This is a genomic window from Mycobacterium sp. ENV421, from assembly GCF_002887815.1.
Lineage (GTDB): Bacteria > Actinomycetota > Actinomycetes > Mycobacteriales > Mycobacteriaceae > Mycobacterium.
Map to the genome: position 1 here is coordinate 26,052 of NZ_PDHO01000009.1, position 16,927 is coordinate 42,978.

Genomic DNA, 16,927 nt, shown 5'->3' on the forward strand with positions numbered 1-16,927 from the left:
GCACCTGCCGACTGTGGCACCACGAGGGCGCCGCCCGGCTCAGCTATCCACAGGGCCGTCGTCTGGCTTCTTGTCCTCGGCTTCGGCCTTCTCGTCTTCTGCTTTCTGGAACTCCGCGATCGCCGAGTCGATGTCCACGCCGCTGGTATCCCCGCCGATGATCCGGTCGATGAAGCCGGCCGGCTCGTCGAGGTCGGCGGAGCTGGGCAGCAGATCCGGATGCTGCCAGACGGCGTCGCGCGCGTCGATGCCGACGGCGTCGGTGAGCCGCTCCCACAGCGCCGCGGCCTCCCGCATCTTGCGGGGCCGCAGTTCCAGCCCGACCAGCGTCGCGAAGGTCTGTTCCGCAGGTCCGGCGGTGGCCCGGCGGCGTCGCAGCATCTCCGAGAGCGCGGCGGTGCCGGGAATGCGTTCACCGAGTGCGGCGGTGACCACGGTCTGCACCCAGCCCTCGATCAGCGCCAGCATGGTCTCCAGCCGCTCGAGCGCCGCGGTCTGCTCCGGGGTGGCCTTCGGTTCGAACATGCCCTGGCTGAGCAGCTGTTCCATGGCGGCCGGGTCGGTCAGTGCGGCCGGGTTGATGCCCTGCGCCAGTTCCTCGAGGCCGCTCATGTCGATCTTCATGCCCTTGGCGTAGGCCTCGACGGCGTTGAGCAGTTGGCTGGAGAGCCACGGCACATGGCTGAACAGCCGATGATGAGCCGCCTCGCGCGCGGCCAGGAACGTCATGACCTCGCTGCGCGGCTGCTCGAGACCCTCGGACAGCGTCTCGATGGCCTCCGGCAGCAGGGCGGCGACGCCGGTCGGTCCCAGCGGCAGGCCGATGTCGGTGGACGTCAGCACCTCGCGCGACAGCTTCCCGAGCGCCTGGCCCAGCTGCGAACCGAACGCCATGCCGCCCATCTGGGTCATCATCGCCATCAGGGGACCGGCCATCGCCTTGGCTTCCTCGGGCAACGACTGCGCCCATACCGACGAGATCTGCTCGGCCATCGGGTCGCACAGGCGCTTCCAGCGGTCCAGCGTGCCGTCGACCCAGTCGTTGGGGGTCCATGCGACGGCTTTGGTCGCCCCGGCGGGCAGCGCGGTCGCCCCGTCCAGCCAGGTGTCGGCCAGGTGCACGGCGTCGGCGACGGCGGTGCTGGTGGCCGACGGGATGGGAGCGACGAAGCCGATCGAGCTCGACGCGAGCTGGCGGGCCACGTCGTAGTTGACCGGTCCCGAACCGCCGGCCATCGGGTTACCGGCGCCGCTGAACATCTGGCCGAGCTTGGTGAAGATCTGACCGAGGTCGGCCATGTTGAAGTCGCCGCCGGCGAAGCCGAACGGGTCACCGGGGCCGGGGTTCGGATCCTTTTTCGGCTTGTCTCGGTCGGGGTCGTCTCCCGCGGAGAAGCCGAACGGCAGGTCAGACATGTCTCAACCGTACTCATCCTGGATCGCCGGCGCGTAACCGGCGATCACGCTGTCAGTGAACCGGGGCCGCCAGGGGCTCCGGCTATTTCCCCGGGTCGCTGCGCTCCTGCCCGCCGCATCTAATGTTGGCGGCGTGAACAGGCGGATTCTGACGCTGCTGACGGCGCTCGTGCCGATTGTCGTCTTCGGTGTGCTGCTGGCGGTCGTGACGGTGCCCTACGTGTCGCTGGGCCCGGGGCCGACGTTCAACACCCTCGGTGAGGTCGACGGCAAGGAGGTGGTGGCCATCGACGGCACCGAGACCCATCCCACCTCGGGGCACCTGAACATGACCACCGTCGCGCAGCGCGACGGGCTGACGCTGGGGCAGGCGCTGACCTTGTGGGTGTCGGGTCGTGAGCAGCTGGTTCCGCGGGATCTGGTGTTCCCGCCGGACAAGTCGCGCGAGGACGTCGAGAAGGACCAGGACGCCGACTTCAAGCGGTCCGAGGACAGCGCGGAGTACGCGGCGCTGGGATACCTGAAGTACCCCTCGGCGGTGCGGGTGGAGAAGGTCAACGATCCGGGGCCGTCGGCAGGAAAACTGCAGGACGGCGACGCGATCGCCGCCGTCGACGGTAAGCCGGTAGCGAACATCGCCGAGTTCACCGCGTTGCTGAAGGCCACCAAGCCCGGCCAGGAAATCGCCATCGACTACCGGCGCAAGAACGCCCCGCCTGGCGTCGCGCGAATCACCTTGGGCCACAACCAAGATCGTGATTACGGCTACCTCGGGGTGGCGGTGCTCGACGCGCCGTGGGCCCCGTTCAAGATCGATTTCAACCTGGCGAACATCGGCGGCCCGTCCGCCGGATTGATGTTCAGCCTCGCCGTCATCGACAAGCTGACCACCGGTGATCTGAACGGATCGAAGTTCATCGCCGGCACCGGAACGATCAGCGCGGACGGCAAGGTGGGCCCGATCGGCGGCATCACCCACAAGATGCTGGCTGCTCAGGAGGCCGGCGCGAGCGTGTTCCTGGTGCCCGCCGAGAACTGCGATGAGGCCAAGTCCATGCGCGACGACGGGATGGAATTGGTGAAGGTCGACACGTTGAGCACCGCGGTCGATTCGTTGCACGCGCTGACCTCCGGTGGGCGTCCGCCCAGCTGCTAGCTCATTGCTGCAGGACCGCATCGTTCTTGCGATGCGTAGAGTTGTGGCCGTACTGCTGCCTCGGCGCGGCGCGGCCGCCCGACAAGACTCAGGAGCCTGACAGGTGAGTATGCGGCCCGGCGCCAGGATGCCGAAGCTGACTCGGCGCAGCCGGATTCTGATCGGTATTGCGCTCACAGTCGTCGTGCTGTTGCTGGTGGGGCCACGATTGGTCGACACCTACGTGGACTGGTTGTGGTTCGGCGAGCTGGGCTACCGCTCGGTGTTCTCCACCGTGCTGGTCACCCGCCTCGTGGTGTTCCTGGTGGCCGCCCTGGCGGTGGGCGCGATCGTCTTCGCCGGACTGGCGTTGGCCTACCGCACCCGGCCGGTGTTCGTGCCGACGGTCGGGCCGAATGATCCGGTGGCGCGCTACCGGACCGCGGTGATGGCCCGGCTTCGGCTGTTCGGCTTCGGGATTCCCGTCGTCATCGGTGTGCTGTCCGGGGCGGTGGCGCAGAGCTACTGGGCACGGGTGCAGTTGTTCCTGCACGGCGGTGACTTCGGCATCACCGACCCGCAGTTCGGCAAGGACCTCGGGTTCTATGCGTTCGATCTGCCGTTCTACCGGCTGGTGCTGTCCTACCTGTTCGTCGCGCTGTTCCTGGCGTTCCTGGCCAACCTGGTCAGTCATTACATCTTCGGCGGGATCCGGTTGGCCGGCCGCAGCGGCGTCCTGAGCCGCCCCGCCCGTATTCAGCTGGTGGCCCTGATCGGGACGCTGGTGTTGCTCAAGGCTTTCGCCTACTGGTTGGACCGCTACGAACTGCTCAGCCACACCCGCGGTGGTAAGCCGTTCACCGGCGCCGGCTACACCGATATCAACGCTGTGCTGCCCGCCAAGCTGATCCTGCTGGCCATCGCCCTGATCTGCGCGGCCGCGGTGTTCTCCGCTCTCGTGCTGCGGGATCTGCGAATCCCCGCGATCGGCCTGGTGCTGTTGCTGCTGAGCTCGCTGATCGTCGGGGCGGGCTGGCCGCTGGTCGTCGAGCAGATCAGCGTCAAACCCAATGCCGCGCAGAAGGAAAGCGAATACATCAGTCGCAGTATCGCCGCGACCCGGCAGGCGTACGGGCTGACCAACGACCATGTGACGTACCGGGACTACAGCGGCACCGCGCCGACCACCGCGCAGCAGGTGGCTTCCGACCGGGCGACCACCTCCAACATTCGGGTGCTGGATCCCACGATCATCAGCCCGGCGTTCACCCAGTTCCAGCAGGGCAAGAACTTCTACTACTTCCCCGACCAGCTCTCGATCGACCGCTATCAGGGTCCTGACGGGCAGTTGCGCGACTATGTCGTCGCCGCCCGCGAACTCAACCCGGACCGATTGCAGGACAACCAGCGGGACTGGATCAACCGGCACACCGTCTACACCCACGGCAACGGCTTCATCGCCTCGCCGGCCAATACGGTGCGCGGAATCGCCAACGACCCCAACCAGAATGGCGGCTATCCGGAGTTCCTGGCCAGCGTGGTCGGGGCCAACGGCAACGTCGTCTCGCCCGGCCCGGCACCGCTGGATCAGCCGCGGGTGTACTTCGGCCCGGTCATCTCCAACACCGCTGCGGACTACGCGATCGTCGGCAAGAACGGCGCCGACCGCGAGTACGACTACGAGACCAACACCGAGACCAAGAACTACACCTACACCGGAGCCGGCGGTGTGCCGATCGGCAACTGGCTGGCGCGCAGCGTGTTCGCCGCCAAGTTCGCCGAGCGGAACTTCTTGTTCTCCAACGTGATCGGCAACAACAGCAAGATCTTGTTCAATCGCGACCCCGCACAGCGGGTGGAGGCGGTGGCGCCGTGGCTGACCACCGACAGCACGGTGTACCCGGCGATCGTCAACAAGAGGATGGTGTGGGTCATCGACGGCTACACCACCTTGGACAACTACCCGTACTCGGAGTTGACCTCGCTGTCGTCGGCCACCGCTGACTCCAACGAGGTGGCCGTCAACCGGTTGGCGCCGGACAAGCAGGTGTCCTACATCCGCAACTCGGTCAAGGCCACCGTCGACGCCTACGACGGCACCGTGACGCTCTACGCCCAGGACGAGAGCGACCCGGTGCTGAAGGCGTGGATGGCGGTGTTCCCGGGCACGGTCAAGCCCAAGAGCGACATAACGCCGGATCTGGCTGCGCACCTTCGCTATCCGGAGGACCTGTTCAAGGTTCAGCGCATGCTGCTGGCCAAGTACCACGTCGACGACCCGGTGACGTTCTTCTCCACCTCGGATTTCTGGGACGTGCCGCTGGACCCCAACCCGACCGCCAGCAGCTACCAGCCGCCGTACTACATCGTCGCCAAAGACCTTGCCCGCAATACCGATACGGCGTCGTTCCAGCTGACCAGCGCGATGAACCGGTTCCGGCGGGACTTCCTGGCCGCCTACATCAGCGCCAGTTCCGACCCCGACACGTATGGCCGCATCACGGTGCTGACCATTCCGGGTCAGGTCAACGGTCCGAAGCTGGCGTTCAACGCGATCAGCACTGATACGGCGGTCAGCCAAGACCTCGGCGTGATCGGCCGCGACAATCAGAACCGAATACGGTGGGGCAATCTGCTGACCCTGCCGGTCGGGCAGGGCGGCCTGATCTACGTGTCGCCGGTGTATGCCTCACCGGGCAGCAGTGATGCCGCGTCGTCGTATCCGCGTTTGATCCGCGTGGCGATGATGTACAACGACAAGGTCGGCTATGGCCCGACGGTCAGCACCGCGCTGGACGGCATCTTCGGTGCCGGCGCGGGTGCGACAGCCACCGGTCCGGCCCCGGCCAGTCCACCGGGCGGTCAGCCACCGGGCTCCCGACCGCCTGCTGCTCCGGCACCGGCGCCGGGCAGCGCGCCTGAGGTGCCGACGCCGGTGGCGGGGGTGCCGGCCACGCCGGGTGTCCCGACGACGTTGTCACCGTCGAAGTCTGCGGCGCTGAACGACGTCGAGACGGCGCTGGGCGCGGTGCAGGAAGCCCAAAAGAACGGCAACTTCGCCGATTACGGTGATGCGCTGCAACGCCTCGACGACGCGATGAAGAAGTACGAGGCCGCCAAGTAGCGAAGGTGCCGCATGCGTGAGTTGGTAGTGCTCGGCACCGCCAGTCAGGTGCCGACCCGCTACCGCAACCACAACGGTTATCTGCTGCGCTGGGACGACGAGGGCATCCTGTTCGATCCCGGCGAGGGCACCCAGCGCCAGATGATGCTGGCCGGGGTGTCGGTCAGTGCGGTGAACCGGTTGTGCCTCACGCATTTCCACGGCGACCACTGTCTCGGGGTGCCCGGCATCATCCAGCGGGCGTCACTCGATCAGGTGGATCACCCTCTGGTTGCACACTTTCCGGCATCGGGCCGCGAATACTTCGACCGGTTGCGGCACGCCTCGGTGTTCTACGACCGGGTGGAGGTGCGCGAGCAGCCGGTCTCTGCCGACGGTGTTGTTGCGACCGGCCCGTTCGGTGTGCTCGAAGCTACCGCGTTGGAGCATTCGACCGACGTGTTCGGCTACCGGCTGGTCGAGCCGGACGGTCGGCGGTTCATTCCGGAGTTGTTGTCCCGCTTCGGGATCAGCGGGCCGTTGGTGGGTGAGTTGGAACGCGCGGGATCGCTGCGGGTGGGGGACCGGGTGGTCGATGTGGCGCAAGTCAGTGAGCCGCGGCCGGGGCAGCGGTTCGCGTTCGTGATGGACACCCGGCTCTGCGATGGGGTGTACGCGCTCGCCGACGGCGCCGACATGTTGGTGATCGAAGCGACGTTCCTGACTGAGGACGAGGATCTGGCGCACCGGTACGGGCACCTGACGGCGCGGCAGGCGGCCGCGGTGGCGTCGGAGTGTGGGGTGGGCACATTGGTGCTGACGCACTTCTCACAGCGCTATGTCGGCGCCGCAGCGCGGTACGCCGATGAGGCCGCCGCGGTGTTCTCCGGCGAGCTGGTGGTGGCGGAGGATCTGATGCGGGTGCCGGTGCCGGCGCGCCGTTAGGGCGTGGGCAGACCGACGCGCAGGGCGATGGCTTGCTTCTGCCCGACGTTGGTGACGAAGTCGGCCGCGGCAGGCTGTCCGGGCAGGCCGTCGAACTCGATGCGCGCCAGAGTGGAGCTCTCGGTGAAGAGCAGGACGCTCACCGACTTCTTGCCGTCGGGGGAGTTGCCGGCGACCACGGTGCCGCCGGTGCCGACGATCGAGGGCTGCGGAGGGCCGGGTGTGACGGCCTTCTGCAGGCTGGCCTGGGCCTCGGCGAGGGCGGAGGGTCCGGCGGCGGGGTTGTCGAGGGCGACCAGCAGGATGCTGACGGCCTTGGTCTGCTCCTCGTTGACGAACAGCACCTCGGCGCCGGGCCGGCTGTCCGGGTTGGGGGTCGGCGGCTGGTCGACGAAGGCGTCGCCGGTGGCGGAAATGTCGCCGGCCTGCAGCAGCAGGCGGGTGTAGTCGACGGGGGCGGCCTTGGGCTTGGTGCTCGTGGTCGCGGTGACACCCGGCAGGGCGGGTACCGACGCGGCGGGTTTGCTTGTGTCCAGGCCCGATTCGTTGTCACAGGCTGTCGTACCGAGGGCGACCGCGGCGACCATCGCGGCCGCGGCGACGCGGCGGGTGTGTTTTCGTTTCATCTCCAACGAGCCTGTCGACTTCCGGTCTGAGACGCAAGTGAATACGGGGGGCGTGTGACGAACTCGTGACGGCGGGCTCAGCGTTCGTGACATCGTTCCCAGGGCAACGAATATGCCTCTGAGCACCCGATTTGGAAGCACTGGTCGACGTTGGGTAACGTTGCGTTCACCGACGCGGGGTGGAGCAGCTCGGTAGCTCGCTGGGCTCATAACCCAGAGGTCGCAGGTTCGAATCCTGTCCCCGCTACCAAAGTTGATTGATCGAACCACGGTCCTTTTCAAGGGCCGTGGTTCGTTTTTTCGCTAGGCGGCCCTTGCGCCGTCAACGACCAAAAGCGGACCAGACATGCCCGCCGGCCGTGGAGACTGGCGGCCCGCCACCCTTCGCTGGTATTCATAAACCAGCAGGTCTGAAGGGGGATGGCATGTCGCTTCGGGTCAACATCGAGCATTTGGCCGCGTCCGGCACAAAGGTCGCATGCCATGGCGAGGACGTGGCGGCGAAGCACGCGGCGGCGGCCAGCCGGATCGATGCCGCCCAGGCCGGCTGGCAGGGCGCGTCCGCAGCGGCGGTGGCCCTGCTCTCCGAGCAGTGGGTGACGACCACCAGTGCGCTTGTCACGCGTCTGAGCGATCACGCAGAAGGCCTGCATGCCAGCGCGCTCGGTTTCACCGAAATGGAGCAGCGGAGCAGCCAGGCGTTGGAACAACCAGCGCAGGCGGCGAACGCCATCGCCGGCCAGACGAACATGTGAGCCCCGGTGCCCCTGACCGTCCAGGATATCGAGCGCTGGAACGCGGGCGACGTACGTGAGGTGTTCCACGCCGCCTCCAGCCGCGCACAAGCGGCCAAGGATGCCGCCGACGGCCTCGCGACACTGCCGGCTTTCGAGACGTGGGGTGGTCACGCGGCCGACGCTGCCAAGGACGCCATCGGAGAAACGCGTCAGGATCTCGACGCGCACGGTGACGAAGCGCTCGTCGTCGCCAATGCCGCCCGCAACGCCGCGGACGAGATTGAGCGCATCAAATCGAAGCTCGCGACGCTGAAGGCTGACGCCGCCTCGCTTGGCATGGAGATTGACCCGGTAGCGGGGACCGTCGTGCCAGGGCCATCGGTCCGCAATCCGATGGAGGCCGAGCTCAAGGAGATGCAGCTGCAACCCCGGGTGGACAAGATTGTGGCGGAAGCCAACGCGGTCGATATGGCTCTGGCCAACGCCATCAACATGGCAAGTGGCAAGACACCGATCCCGCCGACACTGCATGCCAGTGACCCCGACGTCCAGAACGTTCTCAACGGCGCTCCACTGCCTGATGACCCCAAGCAGTTTCACGATCTGTGGGAGAAGTTGTCCAAGGAGGACCGTGACCTGCTCTACAGCCGCGACCACAACATCGGCAATCACCCGGGCATGAGTTGGGGCCAGGATGCGAACGGCGGCGGCAAGGACTACTACAACCGGCTGCACCTCGACGATCTCCTGCACACCAACCAAGCCAACCTCGACAGGTTGCGCGCCGCACATCCCGACTGGGCACGAGGTGATGCGCCCTTCATGCTGTCGGACGAATACAAGGATTGGAAAGCCCAGTGGGACAGTGTAAATCACCACCAGGCCGAATACTCGCAGGTGCGTCAGGGACTGAACTCGCAGGACGGTCTGCCGCGCATGCTGGGCCTCCTCGACGACAAGGGGCACGCCGCCATTGCCATCAACAACCCCGATACTGCGCGGCGAACCGCCACGTTCGTCCCAGGCACCGGCCAGGACTTGAGCCGGCTTGAATTCAGCACCAGCAAGTCGCAGCAGATGCTCCAATCTGCCCTGCGCGCCGACCCGACTCTGAAGCCGGGCGATGTTTCGGTGACGACGTGGATGGGCTATGACCGTCCGATGAGCGTCATCACCGACGCACCGTCGACCAGCTACGCCCATAACGGCGCCCAGGCGCTCGATGACTTCCAGGCCGGTTTGCGTGCCTCGCACAACGATGTGGCCGCCGGCGGAGCGTCGATCAACACGGTGATCGGACACAGCTACGGGTCGACGTTGGTCGGCGCAGCAGGCCTCGACGGCCACACCCTTGACGCCAATAGCGTTGTGGCGGTGGGGAGCCCAGGCGTACTGGCCGGCCACGCGAGCGACCTGAGCCTCGCGCCGGGTGCACACGTCTTCGCGACCCGCGCGGAAAACGACATCATCGGTATCGCCACCTACGCATCGCTGGGCCCCGACCCCATGTCATCGAAGTTCGGTGGCATCCCATTCGAGGCCGCGCCGGGCCCTGCCGGACCCTTGGGGCTGCCGACTATCGACGCACACAGCAGTTACTGGAGTGCCGGCAACCCGGCACTCGATAACATGGGGCGCATTATTGCCGGACAGACGACCGTCACCCCGCCGCGGTTCACCCCATGACCGCCAGGCGCGCATCCCTTGTTGCCGCGCTGGCGCTTACCGCCGCAGCAGTGGTGGCCTGTTCGTCGTCATCGCCATCGCTTGGACCCCCGTCGCCGACCGGCGCCACCGCCATCCCAGGAGGCCCCATGGAGTCGCTGCCTGTTCCTGCCTCGCCCAAGATCCCGACCAGTCAACAGGAAGCGCAGGACACCCTGACCGGCTATCTGCAGAAGACGGTCGATGCGCTGCCGAAGGGCACCAGTCTCGACGGCACGCGCTACATCGTGGGCGACGGCACCGCGTATTGCGAGGACAACCCCAGCGGCCCGGATGCGCCGGTGCATGTTGAGGATTGGCGAGATATGGAACTGCCGCCTGGTACTGATTTCGCCGCCATCATCAGCCAGACCGGCGACATCTGGAAGCAATGGGGCTGGAAGGTCATCGAGCGTGACGGCTTCACCAAACCAAACCGTTTCGGCTACGCGCCGGACGGTTACATCCTGCAAATTGAAGCGCGTCCTGATCCCAAATTCGCGCCGTCGCTGGTGGGGTCCTCGCCGTGTTTCTCCGGAAATCTGAAGAGCGGCAACGTGTCTAGGCCGGCCATCATCCAGCAGGCTCCGCAGCAGTAGCAAGGCGGCTCCGCTACTGGCATGGCCGTGGGATTCGGAAAGCTGGGCGCAGGCAGCGGACGCCCGCGCCGACCCGCTGGTTATCTGTAGGCTTCGTTCGCCGAGATGCTCTCGGTGAAGGACATTGCGGGCGGGCCGGTGGGCGTCGTGAGTGCACGTTTCGAGGAACTCGATTGGTCCGAGACCCCCATGGGGGTGATCAGCCTGCGCAGACGCATCGAGCCGGCCTTGAACGTCAATGTGTACGAGGTCAAGCTCGGCGACGAGTTCCTGATGTCGAGCCTGTTCACGGCGGCCGAGGTAGCTCTCGCGCGCCTCGGCCTGGCCCAGGCGGTCGATGACGACCTCGATGTCGTCGTCGGGGGATTGGGGCTCGGCTACACCGCCCAGACGGCGATGGAGGATCCCCGCATTCGCTCACTCGTCGTGGTGGAGGCACTCGAAGAGGTGATCGGCTGGCATCAGCGCGGCTTGCTACCCAACACCGCCGACCTGGTGTCGGATCCGCGGGTGCGCCTGCAACGGGGCGACTTCTTCGCCATGGCCGGCAGCGAAGCCGGTTTCGATCCGCAGACACCCGGCCGGCGCTTTCACGCCGTGCTCCTCGATATCGATCACACGCCGCGACACGTCCTGCACCCCAGCCACTCCGCGTTCTACACACCCGCGGGGCTGCGGAAGCTCGTCGGGCACCTGCATCCCGGCGGGGTTTTCGCACTGTGGTCAGATGATCCACCCGACGCTCAGTTCGAGGCCGTCCTCGCCGAAGTCTTCGGCCAGTCCGAGGCCTCCGTCATCCGGTTCCCCAACCCGGTGACCGGCGGATACTCGACCAACACGGTCTACGTCGCACGGTAGCTGCCGCCGACGGTGCGGTTCGCAAGGGTTGAAAGTGTTGTGCGACAGCCGATTCGAGCGCGGGCATCGCCGGGTTGTACGTCGTCATCGACCGGGACGGCATGATGGTCCTATGAGTGCACGATCAACCCACCGGCCGCGTCGACTCGTCGGGGCGGTGCTGGCCCTCCTGATGGCGCTGCTGGTCTCCGCACCGACCGGCGTCGCGCACGCGGCGGCAGCGGCAGCAGCCGGTGATGCGCTGTCGATTGGCGACCCCGACGCACTGGGCCAGATCGATCTCTACGTCGATCCGCTCTGCCCCTTCAGCGGGAAGTTCGTGCGGACACAGGGTGATGAGATCGGAAAACGCGTGGAGAACGGCGCACTGCGCGTCAACGTGCGGTTCGTCGACTTCCTCGACAAGTACTCCGCCAGTGGCACATACGACCGCAGAGCGATCTATGCGGCGTATGTGGTGGCCGACCAATCGCGATCGAGCGACGTTACGTGGCGCTTCATCGAGGCGATCTACGCCAAGGACACCCAGCCCAAGGAAGGCGGTCCCACCGATCTGAGCAACGACCAGCTTGCTGACATCGCCAACCGGGTCGGTGCGCCTGCGCTGGCCCAAGACCTCATTCGAGTGGGCCTACCGATCGGCTTCGACTCGCAGGTGATCGCTGCCAACAATCTCGATGTGCTGCACCAATTTCCCGAGCCGGGAGTCCCGCTCGTCGTCATCAACGGCCAGCCGGTCGACGAAGATTCGGACTGGCTGGCGCAGCTTCCCGGCTGAGCCGACAGGGGTTAAAGCTGTCCCAGCGGCCGGCAGACATTGGACAGGGCATTCCAGTACTGACCCGGCCCGCAGTTTTCGGCTTGCCGCGGCGTCTGGCACGTATTCGTGATCGGGTCCCAAAATTGCCCGTTCACACAGTTCAACGGCTCAGCAGCACTTGTACCCACACCGAACGGCGCGGCTGCGGCGATGCAAACGCTTGCGACGGCGGCGACCGTCGCGCGACGACGAAGTGATTTCATGTTCTGATCCTTCCCGGGTGTGCGGATGTTCAAACCATCGTCGGCTGCCGCCGGCCAGACCCTCACATGGTGCGCGCCAACCGCTCCGCCAGAAGCCCAGCGAATTTTGCCGGATCCTCCAGCGTGCCACCTTCAGCCAGAAGTGCTGTGCCGTAGAGCAGTTCGGCGGTCTCGGCCAGCTCGGCGTCGCCGCCCCGGCCGGCGAACGCATCGCGCAGACCCACCACCAATTGATGGTCCGGGTTGAGTTCGAGGATGCGTTTCTCGGCGGGGACCGACTGCCCCGAGGCCGCCAGCATGCGCGCGAGCGCCGGTGTGATGCCGAAACTGTCGGTGATCAGGCAAGCCGGTGATTCCGTCAGCCGGGTGGACAACCGCACCTCTTTAACATGCTCGGACAAAGTTTCCTTCAGCCACTCGAGCAGACCGGCGAACTCCTGCTCCAGCTGGGAGCGCTCGGCCTCGCTGGCCTCCTCCTCGACAGACAGGTCCACCTCACCCTTGGCCACCGACTGCAGCCGCTTGCCGTCGAACTCGGGCACCATGTCCACCCAGACCTCGTCAACCGGGTCGGTGAGCAGTAGCACCTCATAGCCCTTGGCTTTGAACGCCTCCAGGTGCGGTGAACTCAGCAACTGCTGACGGGATTCGCCGGTGGCGTAGAAGATCTGGTCCTGACCGTCTTTCATGCGCTCGACGTACTGCGCCAGTGTGGTGGCCTCCTCGTCGCTGTGCGTCGAGGCGAAGGACGACACCGCCAGCACCGTGTCCTTATTGTCGGCGTCCGAGAGCAGGCCCTCTTTGAGGACTCTGCCAAACTGCACCCAGAACGTGCGGTACTCGTCGGGCCGCTCCTTCTGCATCTCGGCAATCGTCGACAGCACCTTCTTGGTGAGTCGTCGGCGGATCGCCTTGATCTGGCGGTCCTGCTGCAGAATCTCGCGAGACACGTTGAGTGACATGTCCGCCGCGTCGACAACACCTTTGACGAAGCGCAGGTACGGCGGCAGCAGTTCTTCGCAGTCGGCCATGATGAACACCCGCCGCACGTACAGCTGCACGCCCACTCGTGCGTCCTGCTGGAACAGATCGAACGGCGCATGCGAGGGGATGAACAACAGCGCCTGGTACTCGAATGTGCCTTCCGCCTTCATCGGGATGACCTCCAGCGGGTCGTCCCAGGCATGCGCGATGTGCTTGTAGAACTCGGTGTATTCCTCCTGGGAGACTTCGTCTTTCGGGCGAGTCCACAGGGCCTTCATCGAGTTAACCGTCTCGGTCTCGATAGTGACCTGCTCCTCACCGCCCTCTTCGGCGGCTGGGCCGCGGCGCTCGACCTGCATCCGAATCGGCCAGGAGATGAAGTCCGAGTACTGCTTGACCAGCGACCGGATCTTCCACTCAGAGGTGTAGTCGTGCAGCTCGTCCTCGGTGTCCTCCGGCTTGAGGTGCAAGGTGACCGCGGTGCCCTGCGGGGCATCGCCGACATCGGCCACGGTGTAGGTGCCTTCGCCGCTGGACTCCCAACGGGTCGCCGAGCTCTCGCCCGCCTTGCGGGTCAGCAGCGTGACCTTGTCAGCGACCATGAACGACGAGTAGAAACCTATCCCGAACTGGCCGATCAGCTCCTCGGACGCAGCGGCATTCTGGGCCTCTCGCAGCTGCTGGCGCACTTCGGCGGTGCCGGACTTGGCCAGCGTTCCGATCAGGCCCACCACCTCGTCCCGGGTCATCCCGATCCCGTTGTCGCGGATCGTCAGCGTGCGCGCGGCCTTGTCGATGTCGATCTCGATGTGCAGGTCGGAGGTGTCGACATCGAGGTCCTTGTTCCGGAAGGCTTCGAGACGCAGCTTGTCCAGCGCATCGGAGGCGTTCGAGATCAACTCCCGCAGGAATGAGTCCTTATTGGAGTACACGGAGTGGATCATCAGATCCAGCAACTGGCGGGCCTCGGCCTGAAACTCCAGCTGCTCGACATGTTCAGTCATGGTGAATCCGTTCGAGATGACGACAGTTGATGCCGGCGATAATAGTGATCCTTCATTGGCCGCCGGCGCGGGTGGTGACTATCCCGCCAACCCCAGCAGCGGCGGCACCAGATACCGCCGGGCGAATGACCGCAGCGCGTCGTCGTCACCCAGGGCGACGTTCTGCGACGGCGTCAGCACGAACGACACGATGATCCGCACCGTCACCTCGGCGACTTCGAGCAGTTCGAGTTGAGTTCGGCGATCATCGGGCAGCGCGACCGCCAGCTGATGCGCCAGAAACGATGACGCGGTCCGCACCACGCTGTCGCCCTCAGTCGTCAGGAACGGCAGCACCGTCTCCGGTTCGGTCGCGAGCAGCCGCTGCAGAAGGGCATGCCCCCGCAGGGTGTTCAGCGTGAACACGAACCCCTCGACCAGCTTGTCTTCGGCTTCGTCGTAGCCGCCGGCCTCGGCCACCAACTCGGAGAGGAACCGTTCGAGCTCCCGCAGCAGCACGGCCTCGACGATCGCGTCCTTGTTCGCGAACGTCCGGTACAGCGTCACCCGCGCCAGGCCGGAACGCTTGGTGATGTCCTCCACCGTGGACCGGCGAATCCCGAACAGCTCGAACTGCCGTAGCGCCGCGTCCAGGATCTTTTCGGCGTTGCCCTCCACCGTCGGCGACCCGAACCGCTGCACCGCTTTGGCGAGCAGGCCGCTGTACTTCATTGCTGCAGTGTAAGGCCTGCTCGCACGCTATTGATACAAACAAACTCAGAATGTATCTTCGGTTTCACCGGCTCAACCGCGATCTAGGAGGCTCGACATGGCTGCCGCTTTTTCGATGGCTGCTTCGACCAGGACGGCAGCGCCACCGAGTCGAGAGGAGTTCTCCGACCGCCTGCTCAAAGGCTCGGCCCGCAAGTCCTACGCACCCGTCGTCGACATCGACTGGGACACCCCCGTCGTGCCCGACAAGTACTTCCTTCCACCCCGGGTGGTCTCCCTCTACGGCACACAGATGTGGGAGGAGATGAGCCGCGAACAGCAGATCGAGCTGTCCCGGCAGGAGTTCATCAACCTGCTCTCGGCCGGCGTCTGGTTCGAGAACATCCTCAACCAGGCGCTGCTGCGCGGTCTCATGCATGCCGACGTCACCGCGGCCTCCACCCACTACTCGCTCACCGAACTCGGCGACGAGACTCGCCACATGGTCATGTTCGGCCGCGCCATCGCGGCCGTCGACGGTAAACCGTTCCAGCCCAGTCGGCTTCAGCGGATGACCATCAACCTGCTGCCGCTGGTGTTCCAGAAGACCGTGCTCTGGATCGCTGCGCTGGTGGGGGAGGAGATCTTCGACGCGCTGCAGCGGGAGATCCTCGACGATCCCGAGATTCAGCCGATTGTGCGCCGCGTCATGCGAATTCACGTCACCGAGGAAGCGCGCCACATCCAGTTCGCCCGCGACGGCGCTCGCCGCGACGTGCCCAACATGAAGCGTCGAAACCGCTTCCTGCTGGCCACGATCCATGGCGCCGGCGGGCCGTTCTATCGTTACCTGTTCACCAACCGCGCCGTCTACCGCCGCGTCGGACTCGACGGGCATGAAGGTCGACGGCAGGCACGTGCCAATCCGTACTTCCACCAGACCACGCGAACCGGATTCGCGCCGCTGGCGGCATTCCTCGAGGAGGTCGGGCTGATGAACCGGATCAGCCGGCGGATGTGGAAGCGGAGCAACTTCCTGTGACGGCCGCGGCCGACGACAGCGGTGTCTTCGACGGCGACGCCGAGTTGGACGTCGCCGGCGTGCCCTGTCCCGTCCGGGTTCGCCTCGCTGGACACCTCAACCCGATCGACGGGCAGTACCACTGGCAAGGCCTCGCATACGGCGTGCCCGATACCGTCACGGCAGGCACGCCCGCCCAGCTCACGATCGGAAACCGCAGTGTCGCAGTGAAACTCGTCGAACGAGTTCCATCCGGTCAACTCATGATCAGCGGCGTCGGCTCACCGCCCTACGACCTGCTGTCGGCTTAATCCTGGCCGACCCGTAGATGCGCGGTCATGAGCAGTCCGTCGTACACCGATCGTTCCGGCATGGCGCCGTCGTGCGCCACACCCTGAAAATCGGTGGCGACCTGCTGGGCGAGGTCTCGTAATTTGACGTTGGTCTCTTGTGAACGCCAGCGCAGCAGGTCGAAGGCCGCGTCCGCGCTGATGGTGTACACCATCATCAGCATCCCTTTGGCCTGATCGATGGGAGACCGGCGGGCGGCGATGTCCTCGACCTCATTGCTCACCTGTTCCTGCGCGCTACGGAGGTCGCCGGTCATGTCGATGTAGAAGCCGTCACTGCCGATCACCTCACCGGCGTCGTTGCGCATCTGGTTGCCCACGACCACCACATGGTGGGTTCGTCCTTCAGTGTCGCGGATACGGTGCCGCGTGCTGAACGGCGCAAGGCTGTGGCGTATCCGCTGCAGCAACTCGCGAAGCTCGTCGCGATCCTCCGGATGCTTGTGGGAGAGCATCAATTCGGTTGTCGGAGTGACGGAGCCGGGCTCGTAGCCATGCATGCGGGCGACCTCGTCCGACCACTCCCAGCGGTCGTCGGTGAAGAAGTACTTGACCCACCCGATCCGCGACAGCGAGCCGGCTTCGGGCGGCCGCGGGCCACCACCGCGGCTGCGTTCACCCCGCCGCTCATCTGGCCGCCCCGACATGTCCCATACCTTTCGGCAAATCTGCGTCAATTATGACCGGCTGTCAGCAATTGTCGTCGTCTATTTTAATCGCTGCAACCGCCGC

The 16,927-nt window shown here is 65.6% G+C and carries 15 protein-coding genes and 1 tRNA gene; 11 read left to right on the forward strand and 5 right to left on the reverse strand.

Features of this window, described 5'->3' with window-relative positions; genetic code table 11:
* Positions 1 to 39: 39 nt before the first annotated feature.
* Positions 40 to 1,416 (reverse strand): zinc-dependent metalloprotease, encoded by a 1,377-nt coding sequence (locus tag CRM90_RS13260; RefSeq protein WP_102807422.1) that lies wholly within the window; start codon positions 1,414 to 1,416, stop codon positions 40 to 42.
* Positions 1,417 to 1,549: 133 nt separating this feature from the next.
* Between CRM90_RS13260 and CRM90_RS13265 the strand changes: the two genes are divergently transcribed.
* The 3 genes from CRM90_RS13265 to CRM90_RS13275 all read left to right on the forward strand — a co-directional run bounded on the left by CRM90_RS13265 (position 1,550) and on the right by CRM90_RS13275 (position 6,599).
* Positions 1,550 to 2,572, forward strand: a complete 1,023-nt coding sequence (locus CRM90_RS13265; protein WP_102807423.1) for a YlbL family protein — start codon at positions 1,550 to 1,552, stop codon at positions 2,570 to 2,572.
* 103 nt (positions 2,573 to 2,675) lie between these two features.
* Positions 2,676 to 5,675 carry a UPF0182 family protein gene (locus CRM90_RS13270; protein WP_102807424.1) on the forward strand — a complete coding sequence of 1,000 codons (3,000 nt, stop codon included), beginning with the start codon at positions 2,676 to 2,678 and terminating at the stop codon, positions 5,673 to 5,675.
* Between the two features lie 12 nt (positions 5,676 to 5,687).
* Positions 5,688 to 6,599: a ribonuclease Z gene (locus CRM90_RS13275; RefSeq protein WP_102807425.1), complete on the forward strand. Its 912-nt coding sequence runs from the start codon at positions 5,688 to 5,690 to the stop codon at positions 6,597 to 6,599.
* Here CRM90_RS13275 and CRM90_RS13280 read toward each other — a convergent pair.
* Positions 6,596 to 7,225 carry a hypothetical protein gene (locus CRM90_RS13280; RefSeq protein ID WP_102807426.1) on the reverse strand — a complete coding sequence of 210 codons (630 nt, stop codon included), beginning with the start codon at positions 7,223 to 7,225 and terminating at the stop codon, positions 6,596 to 6,598. The genes CRM90_RS13275 and CRM90_RS13280 overlap by 4 nt on opposite strands.
* Before the next feature lie 173 nt (positions 7,226 to 7,398).
* On the opposite strand from CRM90_RS13280, the gene CRM90_RS13285 reads away from it, so the two are divergent.
* The 6 genes from CRM90_RS13285 to CRM90_RS13310 all read left to right on the forward strand — a co-directional run bounded on the left by CRM90_RS13285 (position 7,399) and on the right by CRM90_RS13310 (position 11,901).
* Positions 7,399 to 7,475 (forward strand) — tRNA-Met (locus CRM90_RS13285).
* A 175-nt stretch (positions 7,476 to 7,650) separates the two neighbouring features.
* Complete coding sequence (locus CRM90_RS13290; RefSeq protein WP_102807427.1) at positions 7,651 to 7,980, forward strand: WXG100 family type VII secretion target; 330 nt, start codon at positions 7,651 to 7,653, stop codon at positions 7,978 to 7,980.
* A 6-nt stretch (positions 7,981 to 7,986) separates the two neighbouring features.
* Complete coding sequence (locus tag CRM90_RS13295; protein WP_233209304.1) at positions 7,987 to 9,648, forward strand: Rv0964c family protein; 1,662 nt, start codon at positions 7,987 to 7,989, stop codon at positions 9,646 to 9,648.
* Positions 9,649 to 9,776: 128 nt separating this feature from the next.
* On the forward strand, positions 9,777 to 10,265 hold the full coding sequence (locus tag CRM90_RS13300; RefSeq protein ID WP_102807428.1) for a hypothetical protein: 489 nt from the start codon (positions 9,777 to 9,779) through the stop codon (positions 10,263 to 10,265).
* Between the two features lie 114 nt (positions 10,266 to 10,379).
* On the forward strand, positions 10,380 to 11,123 hold the full coding sequence (locus tag CRM90_RS13305; protein ID WP_233209305.1) for a spermidine synthase: 744 nt from the start codon (positions 10,380 to 10,382) through the stop codon (positions 11,121 to 11,123).
* A 112-nt stretch (positions 11,124 to 11,235) separates the two neighbouring features.
* Positions 11,236 to 11,901, forward strand: a complete 666-nt coding sequence (locus tag CRM90_RS13310) for a DsbA family protein (RefSeq protein WP_102807429.1) — start codon at positions 11,236 to 11,238, stop codon at positions 11,899 to 11,901.
* 307 nt (positions 11,902 to 12,208) lie between these two features.
* On the opposite strand, the gene htpG is transcribed toward CRM90_RS13310, so the two are convergent.
* Both htpG and CRM90_RS13325 read right to left on the reverse strand, forming a co-directional pair.
* A complete protein-coding gene (gene htpG / locus CRM90_RS13320; protein ID WP_102807430.1) occupies positions 12,209 to 14,134 on the reverse strand; it encodes a molecular chaperone HtpG in 1,926 nt (641 codons plus the stop codon).
* A gap of 78 nt (positions 14,135 to 14,212) precedes the next feature.
* Complete coding sequence (locus CRM90_RS13325) at positions 14,213 to 14,845, reverse strand: TetR/AcrR family transcriptional regulator (protein WP_102807431.1); 633 nt, start codon at positions 14,843 to 14,845, stop codon at positions 14,213 to 14,215.
* Positions 14,846 to 14,960: 115 nt separating this feature from the next.
* On the opposite strand from CRM90_RS13325, the gene CRM90_RS13330 reads away from it, so the two are divergent.
* Positions 14,961 to 15,866 carry an AurF N-oxygenase family protein gene (locus CRM90_RS13330; RefSeq protein WP_199189897.1) on the forward strand — a complete coding sequence of 302 codons (906 nt, stop codon included), beginning with the start codon at positions 14,961 to 14,963 and terminating at the stop codon, positions 15,864 to 15,866.
* A complete protein-coding gene (locus CRM90_RS13335) occupies positions 15,863 to 16,156 on the forward strand; it encodes a DUF4873 domain-containing protein (RefSeq protein ID WP_102807433.1) in 294 nt (97 codons plus the stop codon). Before CRM90_RS13330 ends, CRM90_RS13335 begins: the two co-directional genes overlap by 4 nt.
* On the opposite strand, the gene CRM90_RS13340 is transcribed toward CRM90_RS13335, so the two are convergent.
* Positions 16,153 to 16,842: a PAS and ANTAR domain-containing protein gene (locus CRM90_RS13340; protein ID WP_102807434.1), complete on the reverse strand. Its 690-nt coding sequence runs from the start codon at positions 16,840 to 16,842 to the stop codon at positions 16,153 to 16,155. The two genes, CRM90_RS13335 and CRM90_RS13340, sit on opposite strands and share 4 nt — an antisense overlap.
* Positions 16,843 to 16,927 lie beyond the last annotated feature (85 nt).